This window comes from Flavobacterium ginsengisoli, assembly GCF_029625315.1.
GTDB classification, from domain to species: Bacteria; Bacteroidota; Bacteroidia; order Flavobacteriales; family Flavobacteriaceae; genus Flavobacterium; species Flavobacterium ginsengisoli.
This window is the reverse complement of the sequence record NZ_CP121110.1, coordinates 296,697-320,234: the sequence shown is the minus strand read 5'-3', so window position 1 is coordinate 320,234 and position 23,538 is coordinate 296,697. Positions and strand designations below refer to the sequence as shown.

The window sequence follows — 23,538 nt, the reverse complement described above, 5'->3', positions numbered from 1 at the left end:
TATATCAAAAATAAACATATAGTATATATTCTGCAAAATTAAACTGTATCCCTACTGATAAATAAGTGCTTATGAAATACCCTTTTCTTACGAAAACGATAGAGAAAAATACTAAGAGTATATTTATTTTACGATAAAAAACTTACAAAACAATAAACAGGATAGTTACAGGATGGCATAAAAAAAGTTTGAATAATTTTTACTAAAAAATATATTTTTTAAAAGTAAATTCTGACCAACGAAATTTAAACGATAATCTATCCATTTTTTGCTAACCCAAAAACAACAAAAAACCCACTAAACATTGATGTCAGCGGGTTTTTGTTAAATTAAAATTTTGTTCTGTTTAAGGTTCCCTATTTTGGGTAAAATTAAAGCACTATTTATTCGGATCCCATCCGTTTAAAACTAAATCTCGATTGTATTTTTTAAGATCTTCCTTCTTCAATTGATGCGACCACGATACGCGTTGCGAAATATACTTTGCGCTCAAACCTTTACTTCCAAATTCTGCATAATAAGCAGTTTTGTCTTTATTAGGAAATCGAGTATCAATCCATTCATTCCAACCTTCTGGAATAATATGCGAACCTAAATCTGTATTAATGAAAACGGTTTGTGCATAAGGTCTCCACGGCCTTCCCAGAAATACTTTATCTACTGATTTGTCTTTTGCAGTAAGCTTACAATCAACAAAAACAAAACCATAAGCTTGTCCTTGTGGAGTCGAAGCCGCTGTAATATAAGAATTTACCAAACTCTCAATTGTACATTTGTAAAAATAAGCCGTTGCGGCTCCAAAAATAAAATCGGTTGTACCATTGATAAAACAGTTTTCAAAATAGATACGAGTTTTTTCTTCAGATAAATAAAGAGTGTCTTGGTTTCCTAAAAGATTACAATTTTTCACAATAACGCGATCGCTTTTAATATGAAGCGCCACCGCCTGTCCCACTCTTCCTGCCGTATTTTCTACAGTAAGATTTTCAAGCGTACAATCATTTCCTTTGATTATGAAAGAATACGAAGTTCCTGTTCCAAATTCTTTCTTTCCCGATGGATCTGGTTCTCGAAGCGGTTTTCCAGAATAATCATCAAATAAAATAATCGTTTTATTTCTGTCTAAACCTTTTAAAGTAATAAAGGGTTTTGAAGCCGGAATTTCCAATTTCTCAACATACTTTCCTGGCTTTATAGTGATTACAACACGTTTCTCCGAATTGTCTTTTACATTATTCACCGCTTCTTGAATGGTTTTAAAATCTCCTGAACCATCTTGTGCAACGGTTAGTGTTAATTTATTATCGAGCGTTTGAGCTGATATTGAAAGTGTCGTTATTAAAAATAAGGATAGAATGTATTTCATGTTTTTCAATTTACTTATTTATCTTGTATTTGTCATTTCGACCGTAGGGAGAAATCTTCGTAAGTAACTCCGTAATCTAAATCATCAATCTTTGTCGAGCTACTTGTGAAGATTTCTCCTTCGTCGAAATGACAAAACTGTGCGTTTATACTTCTATGACAAATTTAAAAATCCGTTTCATCCGCGTCCAAAATTTAGTGCGACATCCAAACCGTCATTTCACCTTTTCCTTTATTTCCCCATGCAAAATACGGAATCAATTTTACCTGTACAGCATCTGCATTTTTAGAAGAAAGCGGCTTGTACAACGTTTTATTCCATGAATTATTTGAATTTATAACGGCTTCTGCATCAATGCTTACTAAATTTCTATTATTCAAGATGAAATTGTTTGTTGCGAAATTCGATTTTAAATTTAAAGCTACATCATTAACACTTACTTTCGAAGGAAGCTGATCTGATTCTAAACAATAAACTAAAGGTCCTCTTTTTACAGCAACCTGATTTTTAACTTCTTCAACCAACGGATTCGCTTCCATCAATTCAACCGGCATTGGAAGATTCAATTCGATTACATCTCCTTTTTTCCATTTTTGGTTTAATTTCAAATAAGTTCCAGAAGCGATCTTATCTGTAATTTTCGAATTATTAACCGAAACTTCAGCATTCTGACTCCAGCCTGGAATTCTTAAAAAGAAATTTTGTAAATCTTTTGGTGCTTTTACAATTTTCAACGTTATTTTTCCGTCCCAAGGATAATTGGTTTGCTGTTCGATTTCGATTTCTTCTCCGTTTAAAGATTTTGTTTTCAATTGATTACTTCCGTATAAATTTACATACAAACCATCTTTCGAAATATTGTAAGCATAATTTCCAACTTCAGCAATTGTTCTCGTTACGTTTGGTGCACAACAGTTGGATAAGGCGATATAACCTTCACGCTCATTTCCCCATCTTTGGTGAAATGGCAAATCATTTGAAACATTCAGCGGATTATTGTAAAGAAATTTTTCTCCTTCTAAATCCATTCCCGAAAGCACACTGTTGTACAATGCTAATTCAACGATGTCAGCATATTTGGCATCTCCCGTAATTTGAAGCATTCTCCAGTTCCACAAAACATTTCCAATATTTGCACAGGTTTCGGTATGAGCTGTTGCATTTGGCAATTGAAAAGGTCTTCCGTAAGCCTGATGAATTTTCTGAACTACTGTTGGATCATACGATGTTCCGTCTGGAGAAACACCATCATATAAAGAACCACAACCTCCTGTAATGTACATTTTACGATACGTTACATCGTCCCAAATCGATTCTAAATTATCTAGTAATTTTTTTTCTCCCGTTTCGGCATACAAATCGGCAACTCCAGCGTAAAGGTAATTCGCTCTTACAGCGTGCCCCATTGCAGTTGTCTGCTGTCTAAACGGAACTCTATCCTGATTGTCATCGGTTCCGTCATTTGTAGTTCCGCGAATGTCAATTAGATTATTGGCTAATTCCAGATATTTCGGATTTTTAGTCGTTCTGTACATTTCTACAATTCCCATATAATGAGACGGACAAATGGCATTTCGAGCCAATTCTGGTGAAGCTTTTTTATAGAAATCATACAAGAAATCAGCAACACCTTTAGCGATATTCAGGAAATTTGTTTTTCCTGTCGCGCGATAATGAATACAAGCTGCAGTCATTAAATGTCCCATATTGTATTTCTCAAAACCCAATTGTTTTTTTACTTCTTCTGGTCCTAAAGTTCCCCAACGTTCATCAATTAAAACTGGCGTATGAATATAACCATCTTTACGTTGCACTTTCGCGAAAAGCGCAATAGCCTTATCCATTTCGGCATCTAGCTTTTTATCTTTTGTAACCGCATAGGTTGCTGCCATTCCCTCAAAAATCTTGTAGAAATCACCATCATGAAACGAAGGCCCTTTGAAAGTTCCTTTGCTTAAACCTGCCGCAATTTCGAAGTTTTTGTAAGCATGCGAAATCTCATCATTATGATACAAATCCCACATATACGGCAAAGTGTTTTTGGTTTCTACATCAAACTGTTCTTTCCAAAAACCGTTTGTCCATTTTACGTCTTGCAAACCAACACTCTGTAATTTCGAATAAGGACTTTCTGAATTGGCAACCAAACCTTTGTTCTGTGCAAAGATTACGGTTGAAAGAAATAAAGAGGATATGATGATGTTCTTTTTCATTTTGATATAAATTTAATCTGCTGGATCTGCTAAATCTGCGAGAGTTTAAATTTTCCTCGCAGATTTAGCAGATTGCGCTGATTTATTTTTTTCTTTTAATCTATTATAATCTCCTAATCTGATTTTTTTTCACGCAGATTTTGCAGATTTTAGCAGATATTTGTTGATTTTTATTCTTTAAGAAAATCTGCGCAGATCTGCCTAAATCAGCCAAATCTGCGTGAAACCTTTTTTTATTTAATAAAGAAATTAATGATTCTACTCATTGAATCTCCGTCTGCATCTTTTACGGTTAAGACGAAAGAAGCAAATCCTTTTTCAACAGTTGTAAACTGAATTTCTTTTCCTTTTAAAACCACTTTTCCATTTTTAAGATCAGAGAAAGTATACACTGGTTTGTTTTCGTATCCTTGGAAATAATCTGTGGCATTTAAAGTCTTTTTCTCTCCCGAATTCAGAAAATAATGAGGTTGAGCCAGCCAGTCTAAATAATTATCCAATTGCGTAAATCCGTCTTTGTCATTATCTTGATTTGCATCTGAGAAATCTCCAGCTTTCGAATTTTCGTTTAAGCCAAAAGCTTTTTCCCACCAGTTTGGCAAACCGTCATGATCTGTATCCCAATCTGTCGGACGAGTTTCTGATGCAAAATTTGGCCATCCGCCTGCATCTTGTTCATTATCGATCATTCCGCCTAAACCGCTTTTACTGCCTTTATAAGTGAAAGTTCCTTTTAAAGTTTCATCAACAATTCTATTATCGTGTTTGTCAAAAAACGGCTGATTAGCACCAACATCTGAAAGCACATTTTTGTAAGTCGCTTTCGCTGATTGCGTTTCTACATAAGAAGGAAAAAATGGTTTGTCTACAAAAGTTTCATAATCTACTTTCTCATTATGACTTATAGTAGATTTTCTGCCTTTATCCTGAGATTTCTCATCAAAATAACCTGGCATAATATTTCCGTTAAAATAATAACGTTGCATTCCTTTTCCAACGCCCTCATGCTGTGCATTTAATGCCACAAATATGGTAGTTGAAGCACCCGGTTTGTAAAAATTGTTTACAAAATTTACTTCGTTTGCTCCTCCGTCAGTTGTTCTTCCTCCCCAGTTGTAAACCACATTGTTTGTGATATCCAATCTTCCTGTGTAATAGCCGTCACCGTTTAAGCCACCGCCTATACTCCAGTTACGACCTTGATTATGTGCCAATAAATTGTGATGAAAACTACCAATATCTCCACCAATTGTTGCCGCAAAACCATGCATTTTTCCAGCAGGATATTTATCATGTCCCGCAATGTTTAAAGCTTCAGAAATTAAAGTTCGCTGTAAAGTAATATGATGCGCACCACGCGAACTAAACGATTCATCTATTGTCCAGCTAATTGAACAGTGATCTATAATACTATAATCTGCGCCCGTTAATCCCATTCCGTCAAAAGTAGTTCCGCCTCCAATTCTCACTTTCAAAAATCGAATTACACCATCATTTCCTGTCAATCCAATTGGCGCTCTGCTGATTGTGATTCCCTCACCTGGAGCCGTTTGTCCCGCAATAGTGATATAAGGCTGATTTGCTACTAATCTCGAAGCCAGTTTTATATTTCCCGAAACATTAAAAACGATCGTTCTTGGACCAATTTCCTGATTAATGGCATCGCGTAAACTTCCCGGACCATCGTCATTTAAATTGGTTACTTCAATCACTTTTCCTCCACGTCCACCAACAGCATAACGTCCATAACCTTCAGCACCTGGAAACGCCAATTGTGCAGGTTTAAATGACCAAACATTTCCTAATGTAACTTCGCCATTATTATCCACTTCATCGACTCTCCAATAATAAGTTGTTCCCGAATATAAATCAGAAACTGTAAAAGATTTCTCTGTTAATTTTCCTTTAAATTCTTTTGAAGATTCAGTTGCGTTTTCTACCGCATTTTTATCTTCACCGAAATATATTTTATGCGATGCTACGTTTTTTACAGCATCCCATTTTAGAGTTAAAGTTTTACCCACTTCAACATGTTCGTCTCTGTTTTTTGGTTCTGGAGTTCTGGCCTGATTCATTAAATTTGGCGTATCAATTTCAAAACCGTTGATTACAATCTGTTTTATAATATCCGGGTTTGAAGTAGGATCAATTTCAAGCCGAACAATTACATCTTTTCCTTTTTCAGCATTAAAAGTAATATACGCCATAGAAGCATCAATTTTAGCATTGGCTCTCTGACTTGCATTTACGGTTTCCTGAAGTTTTCCGTTTACGTAGATTTTTATCGGAGAAAAAGTTTTTCCTGTAATGACATCAAAAGCGTTATGAAATGTCAAAAGTGTATGTCTTCCAGCTTTCAGTCCACTGATTTTCAATTCCAAATTTTCGGACGTAACCAAACCGTCACTTCCTAATTTGTTGTAAAACGGAGCGCTCATTCCAACTTTGTACCATTTTGAAGTAAAGTTTCCTTTTAACTTAAAAGATACATTATTAAATGATTTTTCGGCCTCTTTTCCTTCATTAATCACCCAAGAATCATAACTAGGATCATGAACTTCTTCTAGTCTTCTTTGAAAAAAATCAAAGTCAACTTTTACAATTTGTTTATCAGTATTTGCGACTGATTGTGCTTGTCCGTTTGTGGTTAAAAGCATGGACAAAACTGCAAGCACTTATTAATTTCTTTATCATTTTAATTAGCAATAGTTAGTTTAATTTTGTTTTCTCTACTTCAGATTTTCCAAGCAGATTTATAATATCTTTTTTTCTTTCTTCTGGAATTACTTTTAAAACCTTCAATTCTCCATTCACGAGTTCGGCTTCAATTGTTGTATTTTGTTTGGCGTGTAATTTAAAATGAACGTTCCAATCTTTTGGCCACGCTGGGAAAAGATAGATCTTTCCGTCTGCTTCCTGCAAAAGCATTTCCTGCATGCCAATCATTCCCGATCCGCCCCAATTATGATCTGGAACCCAGTCAAATCCTGGTCCCCAAAAAGCTGGAAAACGTCTTTCTGAATTGGCCATTTTAAGTGTATTGTATTTCATCGCTTCTTCGGTTAAGCCCAAACGAGCCGAGAAAATATTATCTTGTTTCCAACCTACATGACTTCTAAATTTTAAAGCATCTGGATCGTATTTCCATGTATTTAAAGCCGTTTCCAAATCAGGTTTTCCAACACCATAAATTCCCCACGGATAAACAGGATACAATTGCGGAACTTCTGAATTATTAACTCTTTCCCAAGTTTTAGCGGGAAGTAAAACTTTATGATTTTCAATCTGCCCGAAATTTAAAGGCGGAATTCTAGTTTGAAATGCTTTTAAATATTCTGAGTCTTCTTTTGACAATTGATTTCCGGAAAGGTTTAAAAGTTTTTCTGTAATTACCTGTAAAGCCGAAATCGTACTATTGGCATTATTCGCCATTTTATACGTTTCTGCTCCTGAACCCGAAAAAGAATTAATTTTCCATTTCCATCCAAAGTTTTTCTTCCTCTTTGTTTTGCTAAATATTGATAATGATCATCAAAAAATCGAAGACAGCTTATAATAAATTGATTGTATTTTTGAATGTCTTCTCCCGCATATTCTTTCTGCTGTAACATCATTTGGCAGAACTCGAAAACCGTATCCCATTCGTATTCGAGCCACGCATTATATTCCATTCCTGGATCGTAATCTGCGGGACGTTTCCATTCGTATTCAGCTGGATTTGGCAAGCCGAAATTTTCTAATTGTTCTGTGAATGATGCACCATTATGTTTCCAGTAAACTTTGCTTCTTAATTCAGCATTTTTTTGAAGACTTACGTAATAATCCAATTGCGATTTCATCATATCAAAATCACCACTTTTTACCATCGGAAAATAAACCAATCGCTGATTTTGAGCCGTCATCGTTCCTCCTCCCCAATTTCTGAAATCGGGCGTAAAATTGAGGTCTTTATTTGTGTAAACAGGATCAACCGTAAAAAGCCCGCCGTTGAATTTGGTTGGATATTTTCCGTACGCATTGCATCCAAGCATGTATCGGAACAATTGATAATTCTGCCCAATTTGATACACCGAATCTTTGGCAGTTGACTGATTTTTTTGAGTGAAAATAAAACTGCGATTCCAGAAGTTATTCCACCATTTTTGAGTGTTTTTTTCGGCTTGTTTTGCTGTATTTTTATTTGCCGAAATCAAACTTTTTAATCCATTATCCCAAGTAGAAAAATCAGATTGATTGGTGTTTAAATAAATTTCTAATGCATGTTTTTTGGATGGTTTAATGCTTGTTAAATTAAAGCCTTTAAAATCGGTATCCTGATATTTTCCAAGATATGTTCTGTCTGGTTTTAAATTATCGCCTTTCATGAATCCACCAAAAGTCAAATTCGCAATTGGGTTCAGCATTTGGTCTTTTACCGATTCCATTTTCTGCTGTTTTACCGCAACATCAAAAACAGTATTTTCTCTATTTCTGTGGTAAAATTTAACTCCATTATTTTCAAACGAAATAGAATCTTTATAGGTAATAAGTTCTCCCTTAGGCGCCCATTTATATGAATTAGCGTTGTTTTCTTTTCCTTTTGGATAACGATTTTGATAACGCCAGCTTTCATAAGAAGCCGTCATTTTCAGTGCATTTTTACTTTCTAAATCAACATGAATTATGGGTTTAAAAACATCTACCCAAAGTTTGATTTTAGTATTATTCTGCCCTAATAAAATATAACCGTCTTTGAGTTTCAATTCCTGACGAAAACCATCTTTTCCTTCAAAAGGATTTGGGCTTAACGTCACTTTTACACGACCTAATTTCAATAAAGTATTATGTTCGTCGAAAGTTCCGCTTCGGGAAAAATAGAAATACAAATCACCTTTCTCTACCCAGACATTCATACCAATATCACCGCCACCCAAAGGCATCGATTCTGATGAATTGTTGCTTTGCGTTGTCCAAACCTGATTGTAATTATCAAGTGCAGGGATTTGCGCTCTAAGACAAAGCGTCGTGAAGAGAAGTAGTAATAGTATATTATTTTTCATTTTTTACGTTTTCCTGCAAGGTTTCCAAAACCTTGTAGGTATATTTTTTGTTCTCTCGCAGATTTGACAGATTGAGCAGATTTATTTTTATCTCCAAAATCTGCCAAATCTGCGAGAGTTATAAATTAAGCTTCTTAAAAATCATTATTTTGGATCCAAATCTTTGTCGAGTTACTTGCGAAGATTTCTCCTTCGTCGAAATGACAAACTAGACGCCAAAACTCATAACTCATCATTCACAATTCACAATTAACAATTCACAATTAACAATTCACAATTAACAATTCACAATTAACAATTCATAATTACCATTCGTCTGTTCTAAATGAAGAAACTGGCAAACCACCTGCGCTAAACAATTCCGCTTTAGCGAAATCCTTCCATAAATATCTTACCGCAACAGGATTCTTTACTTTACCCGAAGTCAAAACCACTGATTTTCTTCTGAGCACAGTTTTAGCTGGATAAAAAACTTTGTCTTCTCCTGCTATTTCAAAACCAGTTACTTCTTTATCATAAGATGTAATTCCGTTTGCAACATCATCAAAAGAAACCGTTACAGCACCATCTTTTATTTCCATCGATTTGTATTTCGGACTTTCGAATTCGAAACCTTCAATTCCGTATGTTCTTGCCAAAGCTTGAAAAGCTAATCGATTCCCTCCTTTTTCTTTGTCCATTGGATGAATGTTATTTTCTTCTCCAACATCCATTAAAACTGCCATTGCTGCATTCGGAATTTCCTTTGAAGCCTTAAACTGCGCTTCTCTCAAATAAGCTGAATTGTATTTTTCCTGATAATCTTTTGGGTGAAAAGAAGCATAATTGAACGGTGCGATCTGCGCATAGTAAAACGGAAAATCTCCTTGTTTCCATAACGCTCTCCAACTGCTGACCATTTTCTTCATTAAAGCGGTATATTCAGAAGCTCTTTCGTAATTCGACTCGCCCTGATACCAAATACAGCCTTTAATTCCGTAACCAATTACAGGCGAAAGCATTCCGTTAAATAAAGTTGTCGGAACACGATTCGGATCTTTTGCCAATTCTTCTTTTGTGGTCGGAATTTTAGCACTTGTAAAATCTTTCAGCATTTCCTGATTCATCCACGCTTCCATGCTCGAACCTCCGTACGAAACATGAATCAATCCAACCGGAACATTTAAAACTTCCTGTAAAAGCGACCCAAAATACCAAGCTGTTGCACTAAAATTTGAAGTCGATTTTGGAGAAGCTTCTTCCCATTTTCCTTCGAAATCTTGCAAAGGTTCCAAAACCGTTGCTCTTGGAATCGTAATTAAACGAATGTTTTTATTGGTCGATCTTACAATAATTTCGTTTCCATTTTTAACTGGCTGACCTTGAAATCCTTTCAATGGCATTTCCATATTCGATTGTCCTGAACAAAGCCAAACTTCACCTAATAAAACATTTTTGATGGTTACTTTTTCGTTTCCTTCTGAAACTTCAATCGTGTATGGGCCACCAAAAGAAGAAGTCTGTAATTCTGTTTTCCACTTACCTGAAGCGTCTGCTTTTGTTTTATAGCTTTTAGAATCCCACGAAGTTTTGATTATGATGTTAGCGTTCTTTTCTGCCCAGCCCCAAATTGGTGCGTTAGATTTTTGCTGTAGCATCATGTTATCAGTAAACAATGCTGGCAGTTTGATTTTTGCACTGATTTGAAGACTTGCTAAAATCGTTAATAATGCAATAATTGATTTTTTCATTTTTTATTTATTTTTTGCCACAGATTAAAAGGATTAGAAAGATTTTTTTCGCCACGAATTCACGAATTTTCCTTACTTCTGCACCATTTAATATATGGTTATTTTTTTTCAATTGCCTCCAGCTTTAGCTGGAGGTTAAAAATATTCGAACTTGTCGGGCTTTAGCCAAACTAATTATTTGGCTAAAGCCCTTATCTATTTATCTTATGAAACCTCCAGCTAAAGCTGGAGGCAATTGATTTCTTTTTATTTTTCCAAAAGAAATCTTTTTAATCCTTTTAATCTGTGGCTAACATTTATTTCTCCTGTAAAATTATAACTGGCCCTAATAATCCAGCTTTCAACAACGGTTCTCCTTCTAAACGAAACGGCGCTGTTGTCCATGTCAGTCTTTCTTCTTTTGGTAATTTTTGATCGCCAATTAATCTATTTGCCCACGTATTTGTAACTTTTATTTCTATCGTGTTTTTTCCTTTTTGCAAAGCTTTTGAAATATCAGTTTTGAAAGGGAAAGTCCAAAGCGTTCCGCAATCTTTTCCGTTGATTTTGATTTCGGCAATATTTGATATTTCACCTAGATCCAACCAGATTTTATTGGTTTCTTTTCCTTTCCAGATAAACTCTTTTTCATAAACTACAGTTCCAGAATAATATTTAATCTGATCATTTTCAGAAGTACTCCAGTCAAAAAGTTTATTTGTTTTTACTATTTCTTTCGGTCCTTTAAATTCAGGATCAAATTGTAATTTCCAATTCTCATCTAAAGTCTGAACTTTCTCAAATTGCGATACTTTTTTGTAATTTTCATTTATAAGTTCTTTTATCTCATCTTTAAAAATCACAAAACCAGATTCGTTGGCCTCTAATGTTATCGTAACAATTGTTCTTTCATCTAAAATCATCCAACTGTCTAAATCTGACGTTTGATCTGTCACAGGATTGTACCATTGCGGAACTTTTCCAGCTATTCTGAAAGAAGCATCGAATGTTCTTTTTTCTGCTTTTTGATTGGAAATAAAATAAATATCTTCGGTATCTGATTTACGATGCGCCCAAGCCAATGTTTCTGAATCAGCTCGGTTTAAATTTGGAAAATAAACGTCTTGCGTGATTCCAATTGAAGTAAAATCATTTCCTAAATACGGTAATTTGATAACCGTACCTTTTCCGATTTTCCATGTTAATGAATTGGCATTATTCCAGATTTCATCAATTACATTCTCCCATTTTTTTTCATTAGCTTCTGATTGAATTCCTGGCTGAAGGTTTGGTTTTTCATCTACAAAAATCGTTGCTCCATCTTTTATTAATTGGAGGATTTTTTCGGCGGAAGCCAAAGAAAGCATCTTATTTGGTGCCATTTTATGACTTCCTGGGAAGAATAAAGCTCCATATTCAATTCCACCATCAAACGAAATTTTTCCGTTTACTACTTTCGCTCTATTAATTAAAACATCGGCATTGAAAGAATCATATTGATAACCATTTAGCGGATTAATCCATTGTGATAAATCGGTGATGTTTTTAGAATAGGTCACTTCTTTTGGCATTTTTGCCGTTGGCTGACCTTCATTTTCTAAACGGATTTTCTCGCTTTCCAATCTTTCTTTTCCAAATACATTCGGAATAAAAGACACTAATCGATCTGGAACAAAAGAACGGGAAGGAAAATCTTCTCCAATAAAAACTGCCAGATCAATTACTGGTTTTCCTTTTTGCAATTGAAACTGCACTCTTTGACAATAATCAAACCATGCTTTTCCGGGTTTCCACCAAGTTTGGTCCCTTTGAAAAAAAGTTCCGATATCATCTAAAGTCATTCCTGGTTTTCTATCCGTCCACGGATTATGGACAAAAACGTGATAGAATAAACGGTTAATTCCTAAAGCATAATTCCGGTCTGCCGTTGTTTTTAGATTTCCGGGATGTTCGTCCCAATCCATTCTCAGAGCCGTAAAAGATTCAGCCTGAATAATATCTTTTCCGTAAATATGTCCGCCTGAAATGGCATCAACCATGTCAAAAGGTTTATCGTGGGTTGGGCTTTTCAGCCAAAATTCTCCACTTGGATAATCGACATATTTATAATGAAGCAATGCATCGCTTGTTACAACCGGTGCCACATTTTCGGCACTTAATTTTATGTTATTTTCTTTGGCGATTTTTGCTACTGTTCCGTAGAAATTATCGGCAACTAAATCGGCAATTGTTTTTCTAACATCGTATAAAACTTTCTCTGAAAAATCGGCATTTTCTACTGGAACTCCAGCCATAACTGGCAGATATTCTATAATATCATAACCACGTCTCTTTTTAAATTCAGCTTGAAAAACTGAAGACCAATTTTGACTTCCGCATTCCCAACTGTCAAAATGAAGGATTTCAAGAACTTTCGAAGCCAATTCAGGTCCAGCAGAACGAACGGCTTCTCCAAACCAATGATCCAACTGAAAACGAATTAATTCTGGATTAAATTTATCAACTTCCAGTCCTTTTCCTGCTCCGCCAGTGGCATTTTCATGCCCTGTAGAAGTATGTCCCATTCGGATGATTTTCCACTTTCCTTTTGGTGCTTTCCAGTTTAGGTTTCCATCAGCATCAACAAAATTAGAGATATTGATAATTTCTGATTTTTTGAATGCATCAGAATTCAGAATTTCTTTTTCTGTAGTCTGCGGAGTTAAACGCCAAATTGCTCCTGATTTTCCTTCGTAATTATTAATCAGTGATTGATTCGAAAGGGTTATTTTACTGACTTTCAAATTCTGTTTCCACTTCGCAAAATCCAAATCTTCTGCTCCAGGTTCTGTTCCTTTTGGATCATACACAAATCTGAAATATTTTGCTGTTACTGGCGTAATAGTATGGGTATTTGGAAAATCCATATCCTGCCAGCCGTGACGTGGCGCAATCATTCTTTCGTGGAATCTAAAATTTATTCCGTCATCACTCACTTCGACAATAAGACGCTGTGCCTGAAAATCTCTTCCTTTGGTTTCAATTACAATAGATTTGCAGGTAAAAGGCTGGAGAAATTCATATTGAATCCATCCAGCATCGGCAAACTTGAAGTTTTCGTCTTTTTTAAGATCAGCCAAAAACGATGCATCGGTATTGTTTGATGTCGTTACTTTTGGCAATTGTATTTGCGAAGTAATTTGGTATTCTTTTATCGGAATCGCAAAAGTGGCAATGTCTTTATAATAGTCTTTGTAATGTTCTGGAACTGGCAGTTTCAGTGCCACTTTTTTTCCACCTGAAATTTCAGTCGTTGACCAGACTACTTTCTGCATAGACATTTCTGGTGTAATCCACGGCCCGCCTGCAACGGCAAATCCGTCAGCTCCGTGAAAAGCTAGTTTTAACCCTAAACGATCTGCTTCTTTAAAAGCCCAATGAATCATATCCCAAAATTCAGGCGTCAACTGTAAAACTGGCGGATCTATCAAGGGCGGATTTGCTGGCCCTTTAATAGTCATTAAATAAGCTCCCGCAATCCCAGCTTGTTTCATAGCTTCTAAATCGGCTGTAAGTCCAGCTTTAGAATACGCTGATTTCATCCAATACCAATACACCCAAGGTCTTGAGGATTCTAAAGTTGGCTGAAAAGATTCTTTTTTATGGATTTCCTGTGCAGAGACGAGGCTTGCTAAAAGGATGATAAAAAAGAGGTGTTTTTTTTGAAACATTATTCTTTGTTTTATTTCGTTTGTAAACCTGACAGGTTTTTGAAACCTGTCGGGTTTGATATTCGCCATTTTTATTCGTTTGTTTTGTCATTTCGACGTAAGGAGAAATCTTTGTGAGTAGCTCCGCATGCTGGATCACCTTTGTGGAGTTTCTTGCGAAGATTTCTCGTTCCTCGAAATGACAAACTGTATCTTTAATTTATAGTTCTTAATTTTAAAATTATCAATACTTAAACTTCTTCAAACTACTTTCCAATTCATTTTTTGAACCGCTGAACGGCGTCAAATAAAAACTATACTCATAATTTCCAGATTTAATCTGATATTGTTCTAATGGCTGCGCTACAATCGTCCAGCTATCGTTTCCTCCCACTCCCATTTGGATTAAATCGATGTTTACAGTCAAGAATCCTGGATCTTTCAAATCGTATGTATGTCCTGATAAACTTAGGTTTTCTTGTGTGTATGGCCATGCGCCCATGCTTAGAACTTTATTATCGTTTACAACCAAAAAACCATTGTTTTTCTGCGGAGTGCTTAATGCCATCCACCTTACATCACATCTGTTTCCGTTTTCTTGCGGTTTTGGATAATGTTCGATAAAATCATTTATTGGAAGCGAATATTTTCCAACAAACGAACCAAAACTTCTGTCGCTGTAATTTTCTAATTCTCCTTTACCGTACCATGAAATTTGATCGAATTTTCTCTGAACTCCCATCTGCATTCCGATTTTTGGAATGTTTGGTAATTTGTTTGATGCTTTTAAACTGTAATCTACTTTTATTAATCCGTTTGGTAAAATGTTGTAAACTACTTTTACGTTCGCACTGTCTTTTATGACTTCGTAATTGCTTGTAATTTTGATTTCTGAAGCTGATTTGTCAATTGAAATGTTAACCAATTTTGGTTTTGCTTTATACCATTGTTTCAGTAGCTTTTGCGATTTCCATCCACGTTTGTCGTTATCTGTAAGTGGTCTTACAAAGTTTGGCATTAGCGGTGCGAAAACTTGTTCTTCTCCGTTAAAAATATAAGAACTTAAAGCTCCGTTTGTTTTTCCAATTGTAATATCAAAAGTTTTTCCTTTGATTTTAAAATCTGAATCTGATTCAGAAACGTTCAGCGTTTCTTTTTTAGATTCTGGCGAAACAGCCTCTTTCTTTTTCAATATGAACTGATCTTCCGCAACGGCGTAACCTTTTGTTGCCCAAAGCTCGTCTTTTGAAAGTTGGAATTCTATATTTAAAATATATTCGGCATCAGCTTTCATTTTTGGAAGATAAGAACTGATATCTAAAGTTGTTGATTGCCCTGCTTCTACTTTAAATGGTTTTAAAATTTGAGTTTTGATTACATTTCCGTTTTCCAACACTTTTAAAACTGGAATATATCCTTCTAAAGATTTAACAGCTTGACGATTTTTAATTTCTAACTGATTTCCGTTTAAAGTCGAAATCGCTGGCTGATACACCCATTTATTTTCAAAAATGGAACCTTTTGGTTTTCCGTTAGAATCTACAATTCCTTTTGTATTGAAGTTCCCGTCATGGTATTTTTCGCCAAAATCTCCTCCGTGAGCAAAATAATTCTGCCCTGATCTCGAATCGAATTTCAAAAGCCCCTGATCTTTAAATTCCCAAATACAACCTCCGATAACTCTTGGAAGCGAACGGAATTCATCCCATAATTCTTTTAAATTTCCAACTGAATTCCCCATCGCATGAGAATATTCCACAAAAATAATTGGACGAGTATCTTTCTTTTGATCTACTAAAAACTTAGGTGTGAAAACGCCCGGATAAAAACGGCTCACCATATCGACATACGAATCATCCTGCGGGTTTTCAAATCGATAAGCATGATCGATTGTTTTTGGATATCCTGGATCAAGCGGATCGATATATCCGTCTAATTTGGCATTTCCTTGCGCTGGTTCATAATGAACTGGACGGGTAATGTCGAAATCGTGAACCCAACCCGACATTGCGAAGATGATTTGGCCCTTTTCCTCCTTCGTTTCCTAAACTCCACATCACGACCGATGGATGGTTTTTATCTCTTTCGACCATTCGGATCATTCTTTCCATATAAGCATTTGTCCAAAGTGGGTCGTTGCTTAATTTACCGCCAATTCCATGTGTTTCCTGATTGGCTTCGTCCATGACCATAATTCCGTATTGATCGCATAATTCGTAGAAATAAGGATCATTTGGATAATGACTTGTACGTATAAAATTGAAATTGAACTTTTTAATCGTAGTGATATCTTGCTTGATATCTTCTCTAGTAACCGCTTTTCCTCTTGTGGGATGATGATCGTGACGGTTTACGCCATAAACATAAGTTTCTTTTCCGTTAATGAGCATTTTTCCATTCTCTTTCGAAAATTCAATCGAACGGAAACCAACTTTACAGCTTTTGGCTTCGGTAACGTTTCCGTTTTTATCTTTTATCGAAATGACCATCGTGTATAAATTCGGCTCCTCTGAACTCCATTTCTTTGGATTTTTGATCGTTTCCTGAAAAATCCAAAACGTACATTATCCAAACGAGGATAACTTTCGTTGATTAAATCAATCACAGGTCTTTGAAGCGGTTCTTTGAACATTGCCGTATTATTGGCATCGTACAATTGAACATTCATCGTATAATCTTTAATTTTTGCTCCAGTCAGATTTTCTACTTTCGGACGCAGTTTAAAAATTGCATCTGTATATTGTTTGTCTAATTTAGTTTGAACAAAGAAATCCTGAATTCGTAATTTTGGTTCGGCCATAATGAAAACTTCACGCTGGATTCCGCTCATACGCCAATGATCCTGATCTTCTAAATAAGAACCATCTGTCCAACGAATTACACGAACTGAAACTACATTTTCTCCTGCTTTTAAATATGGTGTAATATCAAATTCTGATGGCAGAAAACTGTCTTCTCCATAACCTAAAAATTCTCCGTTAAGCCAAACTTCAAAACCTGAACTTACGGCTCCAAAATGTAAAGTCACGGTCATATCTTTCCAATTTTCAGGAACCGTAAAACTGCGTTGGTAAGAACCAACTCCGTTATAATCTTTAGGAATATAAGGCGGATTTATTGGTCGAAACGGATAAACGGCACTTTTGTAAATCGGATTATCGTATCCTTTCATTTCCCAGTTTGAAGGCACTTCGATTTTATCCCAACCTGAAACGGTGTTTTTATAGAAATCTTTTGATGCTTCTTTTAGATTTACTGCATATTTAAAATCCCAATCGCCGTTTAGCATTTGGATTCGGCTTTTGGTTCTGTCGCCTTTTAAAGCATCTTCAACAGAAGAATAAGAATAAGCAGTTGCTCTTGATGGCTGTCTATTGATACTCGTAATTGTTGGATCTTCCCACGGAGCGAATTCGTATTTTTTATGTAATTCCGGAACTCCCGCTGGTTCTCCTGTTACGGATTGTGCCTGCGTGTAAGTTGTGAATAGTAAAATGTAAAATGTATACGTCAAAAATCGTAATCTGAAAAATGGATTATTGTATTTTGATGAAAACATTGGCTTTATATTATTGTTCATTATTATTTGATTCAATTGTCCCTACGGGACAAAATTTCCTTTGCGATAATTTGTTTTTTCTACCGACGAGAGCCTCCTAACGGAGTCATTTCAGTTGGGAGTATTAAGATATTTCATAACTCATAACTCATAACTCATAACTCATAACTCATAATTATTTCTTCTTTTTCTCCGGCGGTGCCACAAAATTCAATTTGCTTTTTCCTAAATCTTTAGATGTTGCAATGGCAATTCCTCTTTGTTCTGCTTTGTTAACGGCACAATAAAAATGATACACAATTCCGTCGTGTTTTACAACAAATGACTTATGCGCAAACATATCATCGTAAGGTTCTGATGATTTAACTAAATCGTCGCCTTTCCAGTCCGTCCAGTTTACTAAATCATTCGAAACGGCAAAACGGTTAAATGCACCTTGATTCCAACCTGTCCAAAAAGCTCCAAAATAGAACATTACCCAAGTATCATTAATACGCTGAATATAAGCATCTCCCGAAATTCCTTTATGATGATTGATTAAAGGTTTATCGCCATAACGTTTCCATGTTTTCATGTCGTTTGAAACCGCCATCGCAATACGTTCAGCACCTTTTGCAGGATTGATACTATCGCCACGGGCATTGTAATACATGATAAAATTGTGTCCTGTAACTTTGTCTTTATCACGAATTACACTGTTTTTATACATCGTACTATTATCCCACCATTTAGCGTCTTTGTCTTTTGGTGTTAAAACCGGATTTTCTAATCTTTGAAATTCGTGTGGTTTTGTCGGAGCTTCTTTTGTGTAAGCCATTCCGATTGATAGAACGCCTGCTTCGTAACCTTTGCTGTCTCCGCCAAAATAACTCATCCAGTATTTGTCATCGTATTTTTCCCATTCGTAGCTTCCGCCCCAAGTCAAATCTTGCAACGAAATATATCCTGCTTTTTGGTTGACATCCCAATGTTTTTCATTTTCTGAAAAAGACATTACTTTTCCTAGATGTTTCCAATCTAAAAGATTATCGCTTTCTGCTAGCCAAGTTTCGTAACCTCTTCCGTCGTAAATTAAATACGTCATATACCATTTGCCATCTTTTCTAAATACACTCGGGCAATCCATTTTGTATGAGTTGTCAGTTGGAACCATTACCAAGCCGTATTTGTAAGGCGTTTTGATTTCTTCGTAAATCTCCTGCATTACACTATCAGTAATTTCTCTTTTCTTGTATTTGGTAGCACAGCTTGTTATGACAAGCGCTGAAATGGCAATTAGTAGATATTTAATTTTCATTTTTTGGTTATATTTTGGTCCGTGGATGATGCGGATTTTATTTTGTTTCTCTCGCAGATTTTGCAGATTTAGCTGATTTTTTTATCTACCTGATCTGCAAAATCTGCGGGAAACTTTAATTTATTTTTTCAATTCCTTTAATTTAGACTCCATAACGTCTTTGTTTAATTTTACTTTTACCATTCCTGTTGGATGAAATCTCCTTTTTAGATCAATGGCGTTATAGACTATTGTGTAAACGTCATTTCCTTCTGGTATTAAACATAATGGCGTTCGCATAATATCCCACCATTTATCGACTTTGGTTTCGATTGGTAAATAATGAGCTTCAGCCCAATTAACACCGTCTGCTGATAAAGAATACGCAATCATATTTGGTAAATGATGTCCCCAACCGTCTGGACCTCCGTCGAAAATGGCGATGTACATTCCATTTGGTAATTGACTTACTATTGGATTTTCTACAAATAACGGATGCATGGTTTTAATGGGTTCCAAACCTTTATTCATTCTTAACCAAGGGCCTTCTAAACTTTTGGATTCTGCTAAAGCCACAAACCAGCCTTTACCAGATTTCTTCGGATAATCTGCCCATGAATTGAACGGATAAGCACCACTGTAAAATCCAAAATATTTATCGCCAACCTGATACGGAAAAAACGAAGCAACACCCTGACGACCTTCCCAAGGCTGAGAATCCAATCCTGGTTCCATAATGATTCCCATATCTTTATACGGCCCGCCGATTCCGTTGATTCCATCAACCGTTGATTCACAACGCCAAATTCTTCCGAATGAATGATTTGGTTCTATTTCTTTACTAACAGTATAAGCCAAATAATAGCCGTACCATTTGTTTTCTTTTTCGTTGAAAATTGGCATATAAGACCAAATAGTCGCTCGACGATCATTCATCGGATTATCGTCTTCTGTAACGGCATAAGTTCCGCTTGCTTGATAAATAGTTGATTCTCTTTTCCAATGGATTGCATCTTTACTTGTCCAATGTCCGATTTTGGTTTTTACACGATCGTAATAGTAATCTACTCCTTTTTCTCCAGCTCTTTCAGTTGGAAACATGTGATACGTATCGCCAACTTTTACAACGCGTCCGCCTTCAAAACCTCCCTGAATTCCTTCAGTTCCAGACATTCCTTCGTCAATAACAGGTTTATTTTCTCCACCAATAATTTCGAAAAGTGGTTTTTCATCTGAAAATCCTTCAACGATAAAAGTTGGGTTCCAAAGTTTTCCATCTGGAAAATTGGCATTTCTTGGTTCTAGTTTTTCAGAAGCTTTTACAACTCCTAAAACTGCAAATAATCCTTTTTCAAAATTTAATGTTTGAGTTCCTTTTGAGAAAGAAATCGCATATACATTAACCGAAGGCAATCCTGTTATAGTAACCCCACTTTCTAAAATTAATTTAGCATTTTGAAGCTTATCAGCTTGAAGATAATCTGAATTATTTTCTTGAAAAACTCCAATCAAAACCTGAACTTGTTCTTTAAATTTTAATTGTAATGGAGCATTAGTTCCATTTTTATATTTCTCTAAAGGAAGTTCAATTCCTGTTAAACCTTGCAATTCTGGAGCTAAACGAACAATATTGTGTTTGCTTCCTGAAAAAACGTGTGCGTATTGCGTGGTTTTGAAAGTTTTGTAATTTGATTTTACGATTTCAAATGAAGCTGGTTTCCATGCTGTGGTTTGTGCTGTGGCTTGGATGCAGACGGTTAATAACATTAAGAATGCTGTTTTTAATTTGAAGTTGTATTTTGTGTTTTTTGAAAACATTGGTTTTTTATTTTTTTATTGGCTTTTATTCTTTCTTATGCATTTCTTCAATCTTGTCATTTCGACGAAGGAGAAATCTTCGTTTGCTGAGCACGCTTTGCAGATCAATCTTTGTGGAGCTACTTGCGAAGATTTCTCCTTCGTCGAAATGACAAATTGAACGTGACAATCTTTATGGTTACGAGCGTGATTCCTCCTTTCAGTCGGAATGACAAACTGGGCGTTATAAACTATCGGTTAATCACTAATTACTAATCACTCATAACTCATAATTCATAATTCATAATTCACAAAGCCTTATAACTCACTTTATACTCCACATTCGGTTTTACAATCAATTGATATTTGTTTTTTGCTAATTCAGTAATTATTCCCGAGTTTGTTTTAGGTTTGCTGGCACTTTCAAAAATCAATTTTCCTTGTCCTTCTCCAGCTTTTACTTTGATTTCTTTGGTACTGCAATACACGACAACTTCCCCGTTTGGTGTTGGTACTTTTCCTTCCATCCATTTTAAACCGCCTAAATTTGGTTTGATTTCGTATTCTGAATAACCTGGAGCAGTTGGTTTTACACCTAAATAATATTTTCCTAATAAGTAAATCGGACTTGCGCCCCAAGCATGGCAAAGACTTTTCCCGTAAGGACGACCATACATCGTTAAATGTTCCGTTCCCTTTTTGTTCGGATTGTATTCTTCCCAGAAAGAGGTTGCACCTTCATTTAGCATTCCGCCCCAATAATCTTTCATTTCTTTTAAAACGTAGTTTTGTTCCCCCATTGCGCATAATGCTTCCAACTCATAAAAACGCATGTATGGAGTTGTGATTTGAAGAACATCTTTATTCAGTAGCACTTTATTTTTTACGCTTTGTTTCTGTTCTTCAGTAAAATAATTGAAGAAAATACCGAACATATTAGCGTATCTGGTTACAATATTTTGAATTTTTCCATCGATACGCTGATGTTTCATTACGTTTTCTTTTTTATCCCAAAAGACATCAAATAATTTAGTTTTTAAATCAGTTCCCAATTTCTGATATTGTTTTTGATCTTCGCTTTTCCCAGCAATTTCAGCACTCACTGCCATCGCTTCAAGACTTCTCGCTAAAAGCATCTGTTCAAAACTCACTTCGCCTGTTTTTGGAAGTCCATCTGCCCAATCAATAAAAACCCAGTCGCCTTCTAAAGGTTCCAAAAATCCGTTTTTGTTTCTTCTTTCTAAACAGAAATCCATAAGCGATTTCATTCTTGGATAAAAAGTTTTGATGAATTTTGTATCGCCTGTATGTAAGTAATAATCGTAAACACCTACAAACCAATACAGCGAATAATCCATTATAATGTTTACATGAGCCGTTACAGGATCTTTTCCGCGAAGCGCTAACAAAGTTCTTTCTACCGAAGCCGAATCAAAGAATAAATAATAATTCATTAAATAACTTTGATAAGCATCGCCAGACCAAACCCAACGGTCGCGTTTAATTCCGTCAATAAAAAATTCGCGAGAAGTTAAATGCATCGTATAAGCCGACACATCCCAAATTTTATTCAATTGCTCGTCAGAAGATTTGAATGCTCCACGATAGTCTAATGGCAGATATTCATAAAGCATCGAAATAGAATCGTACTTCACCCCTGCATCTGCTTGCACCTGAACATAACGGAATGCTTTCGATCCATCATGTGTGTAGATTTCAGGCTGTTTTCCATCAAAAGATAAATGATCTAAAGTTTCGCATTTGGCAGAATCCAAAGCTTCTTCACGAGATTCTCCATAATACAATGCTAGTTTACCTTTTCCTTTTAAACCATGAATTTTAATGTAACCGAAAGTTTCTTTGCCAAAATCTACTAATTGACCCGCTCCTATTTTCTCTGTTTTCTTAGCACTTAAAGGTTTGGTTGTTAGTTTAAACTCAGAAGGTTTATTTTCTGGCGAATTAAAATTCCAAGAACCAACAGGAACCCACGGCGTGCCAGATTGCTGTGCTTTTCCAGTTTCATCAATCCAAAGTTTATCTTCGTTAGTTACTTTCCAAGAAGCATCAGATTTAACATATTGACCCGAAATATAAATAGCCGGCAATACTTCCTGATTGTAAACTTTAAAAGAAATTTTGTGTTTTCCGGCAGGAACTGCGATTGATTTTGGCTGTCCGTAAATTTGAACGCCGTCTAAAAGTAATTGAAAAGGTCCTTCTGAAAAGATTTTCACTTCATCTGGCTGTGGAATATCTACTTCTGTCTGAAAAGTGACTAAAGCATACGGACTGTAATATTGCCAAAGCGGAGGAAATACGGCTTCACGTTCTGTACGTCTTACTTGCATTTTGTTGCTTAACCAAACTTCAAAATCTCCTGGATACCAGATCCATGTCGCTTCTTTTGGTTTTTCTTGTGCAAATGACAGCGAACAGGAAAAAAGGGCAACAAAAAGAAGTAAAGTCTTAAAAATGGGAAAGCGGTTTAGCATAGTTAGTGTATTTTGGGACTAAAGTTAAGTGTTCTTATCACATTTCACACCCTGCACTATCCTGCTATTTCATAAAAAACAGTACTTTTTGATAATTTTTTAAGGGAAAAATTATGGCTTATCACTTTTTTAGTAATAAAAAAAATGATGTTAGAATTTTATGGGCCGCGGATGAGATGGATTCGCTATCGCGAAGACTCGGATGAAACGGATTTATTTTTTCTCTTTATTGTCATTTCGACGAAGGAGAAATCTCCACGAGAAGCTCTAAAAAGATTGGACTTTCGTTGCGGAGTTACTTGCGAAGATTTCTCCTTCGTCGAAATGACAAAGATTGTGGTTATCTTAGATAAAAACAAAAAAAATCCGTGTAAATCAAATCCGTTTAATCAGCG

The 23,538-nt window shown here is 35.7% G+C and carries 13 protein-coding genes; all 13 read right to left on the bottom strand.

Annotated elements, in window-relative coordinates:
- Positions 1–379: 379 nt before the first annotated feature.
- Entirely contained in the window at positions 380–1,366 is a 987-nt protein-coding gene (locus P5P87_RS01450; RefSeq protein ID WP_278021284.1) for a pectinesterase family protein, read from the bottom strand.
- Positions 1,367–1,560: 194 nt separating this feature from the next.
- Positions 1,561–3,579, bottom strand: coding sequence for an aceric acid hydrolase (locus tag P5P87_RS01445; protein ID WP_278021283.1), 2,019 nt, complete (start codon positions 3,577–3,579; stop codon positions 1,561–1,563).
- Positions 3,580–3,812: 233 nt separating this feature from the next.
- Positions 3,813–6,236: a pectate lyase family protein gene (locus P5P87_RS01440; RefSeq protein WP_278021282.1), complete on the bottom strand. Its 2,424-nt coding sequence runs from the start codon at positions 6,234–6,236 to the stop codon at positions 3,813–3,815.
- Between the two features lie 52 nt (positions 6,237–6,288).
- Positions 6,289–7,011: a hypothetical protein gene (locus tag P5P87_RS01435; RefSeq protein WP_278021281.1), complete on the bottom strand. Its 723-nt coding sequence runs from the start codon at positions 7,009–7,011 to the stop codon at positions 6,289–6,291.
- Complete coding sequence (locus tag P5P87_RS01430) at positions 6,969–8,618, bottom strand: DUF5703 domain-containing protein (RefSeq protein ID WP_278021280.1); 1,650 nt, start codon at positions 8,616–8,618, stop codon at positions 6,969–6,971. The genes P5P87_RS01435 and P5P87_RS01430 overlap by 43 nt, the downstream gene beginning before the upstream one ends.
- A gap of 305 nt (positions 8,619–8,923) precedes the next feature.
- Positions 8,924–10,348: a sialate O-acetylesterase gene (locus P5P87_RS01425; RefSeq protein WP_278021279.1), complete on the bottom strand. Its 1,425-nt coding sequence runs from the start codon at positions 10,346–10,348 to the stop codon at positions 8,924–8,926.
- A gap of 296 nt (positions 10,349–10,644) precedes the next feature.
- Positions 10,645–14,037: a glycosyl hydrolase gene (locus tag P5P87_RS01420; protein WP_278021278.1), complete on the bottom strand. Its 3,393-nt coding sequence runs from the start codon at positions 14,035–14,037 to the stop codon at positions 10,645–10,647.
- A 223-nt stretch (positions 14,038–14,260) separates the two neighbouring features.
- On the bottom strand, positions 14,261–16,024 hold the full coding sequence (locus P5P87_RS01415; protein ID WP_278021277.1) for a beta-galactosidase small subunit-related protein: 1,764 nt from the start codon (positions 16,022–16,024) through the stop codon (positions 14,261–14,263).
- Positions 15,975–16,505: a glycoside hydrolase family 2 TIM barrel-domain containing protein gene (locus tag P5P87_RS01410; protein WP_278021276.1), complete on the bottom strand. Its 531-nt coding sequence runs from the start codon at positions 16,503–16,505 to the stop codon at positions 15,975–15,977. Before P5P87_RS01410 ends, P5P87_RS01415 begins: the two co-directional genes overlap by 50 nt.
- The gene (locus P5P87_RS01405; protein WP_278021275.1) at positions 16,490–17,596 is read right to left on the bottom strand and encodes a sugar-binding domain-containing protein; all 1,107 of its coding nucleotides are present in this window, start codon (positions 17,594–17,596) and stop codon (positions 16,490–16,492) included. The genes P5P87_RS01410 and P5P87_RS01405 overlap by 16 nt, the downstream gene beginning before the upstream one ends.
- 154 nt (positions 17,597–17,750) lie before the next feature.
- Positions 17,751–18,872 carry a glycoside hydrolase family protein gene (locus P5P87_RS01400; protein WP_278021274.1) on the bottom strand — a complete coding sequence of 374 codons (1,122 nt, stop codon included), beginning with the start codon at positions 18,870–18,872 and terminating at the stop codon, positions 17,751–17,753.
- Positions 18,873–18,992: 120 nt separating this feature from the next.
- Positions 18,993–20,669 (bottom strand): glycoside hydrolase family protein, encoded by a 1,677-nt coding sequence (locus tag P5P87_RS01395; RefSeq protein WP_278021273.1) that lies wholly within the window; start codon positions 20,667–20,669, stop codon positions 18,993–18,995.
- A 287-nt stretch (positions 20,670–20,956) separates the two neighbouring features.
- Positions 20,957–23,143, bottom strand: coding sequence for an alpha-L-rhamnosidase-related protein (locus P5P87_RS01390; protein ID WP_278021272.1), 2,187 nt, complete (start codon positions 23,141–23,143; stop codon positions 20,957–20,959).
- Positions 23,144–23,538: the final 395 nt, after the last annotated feature.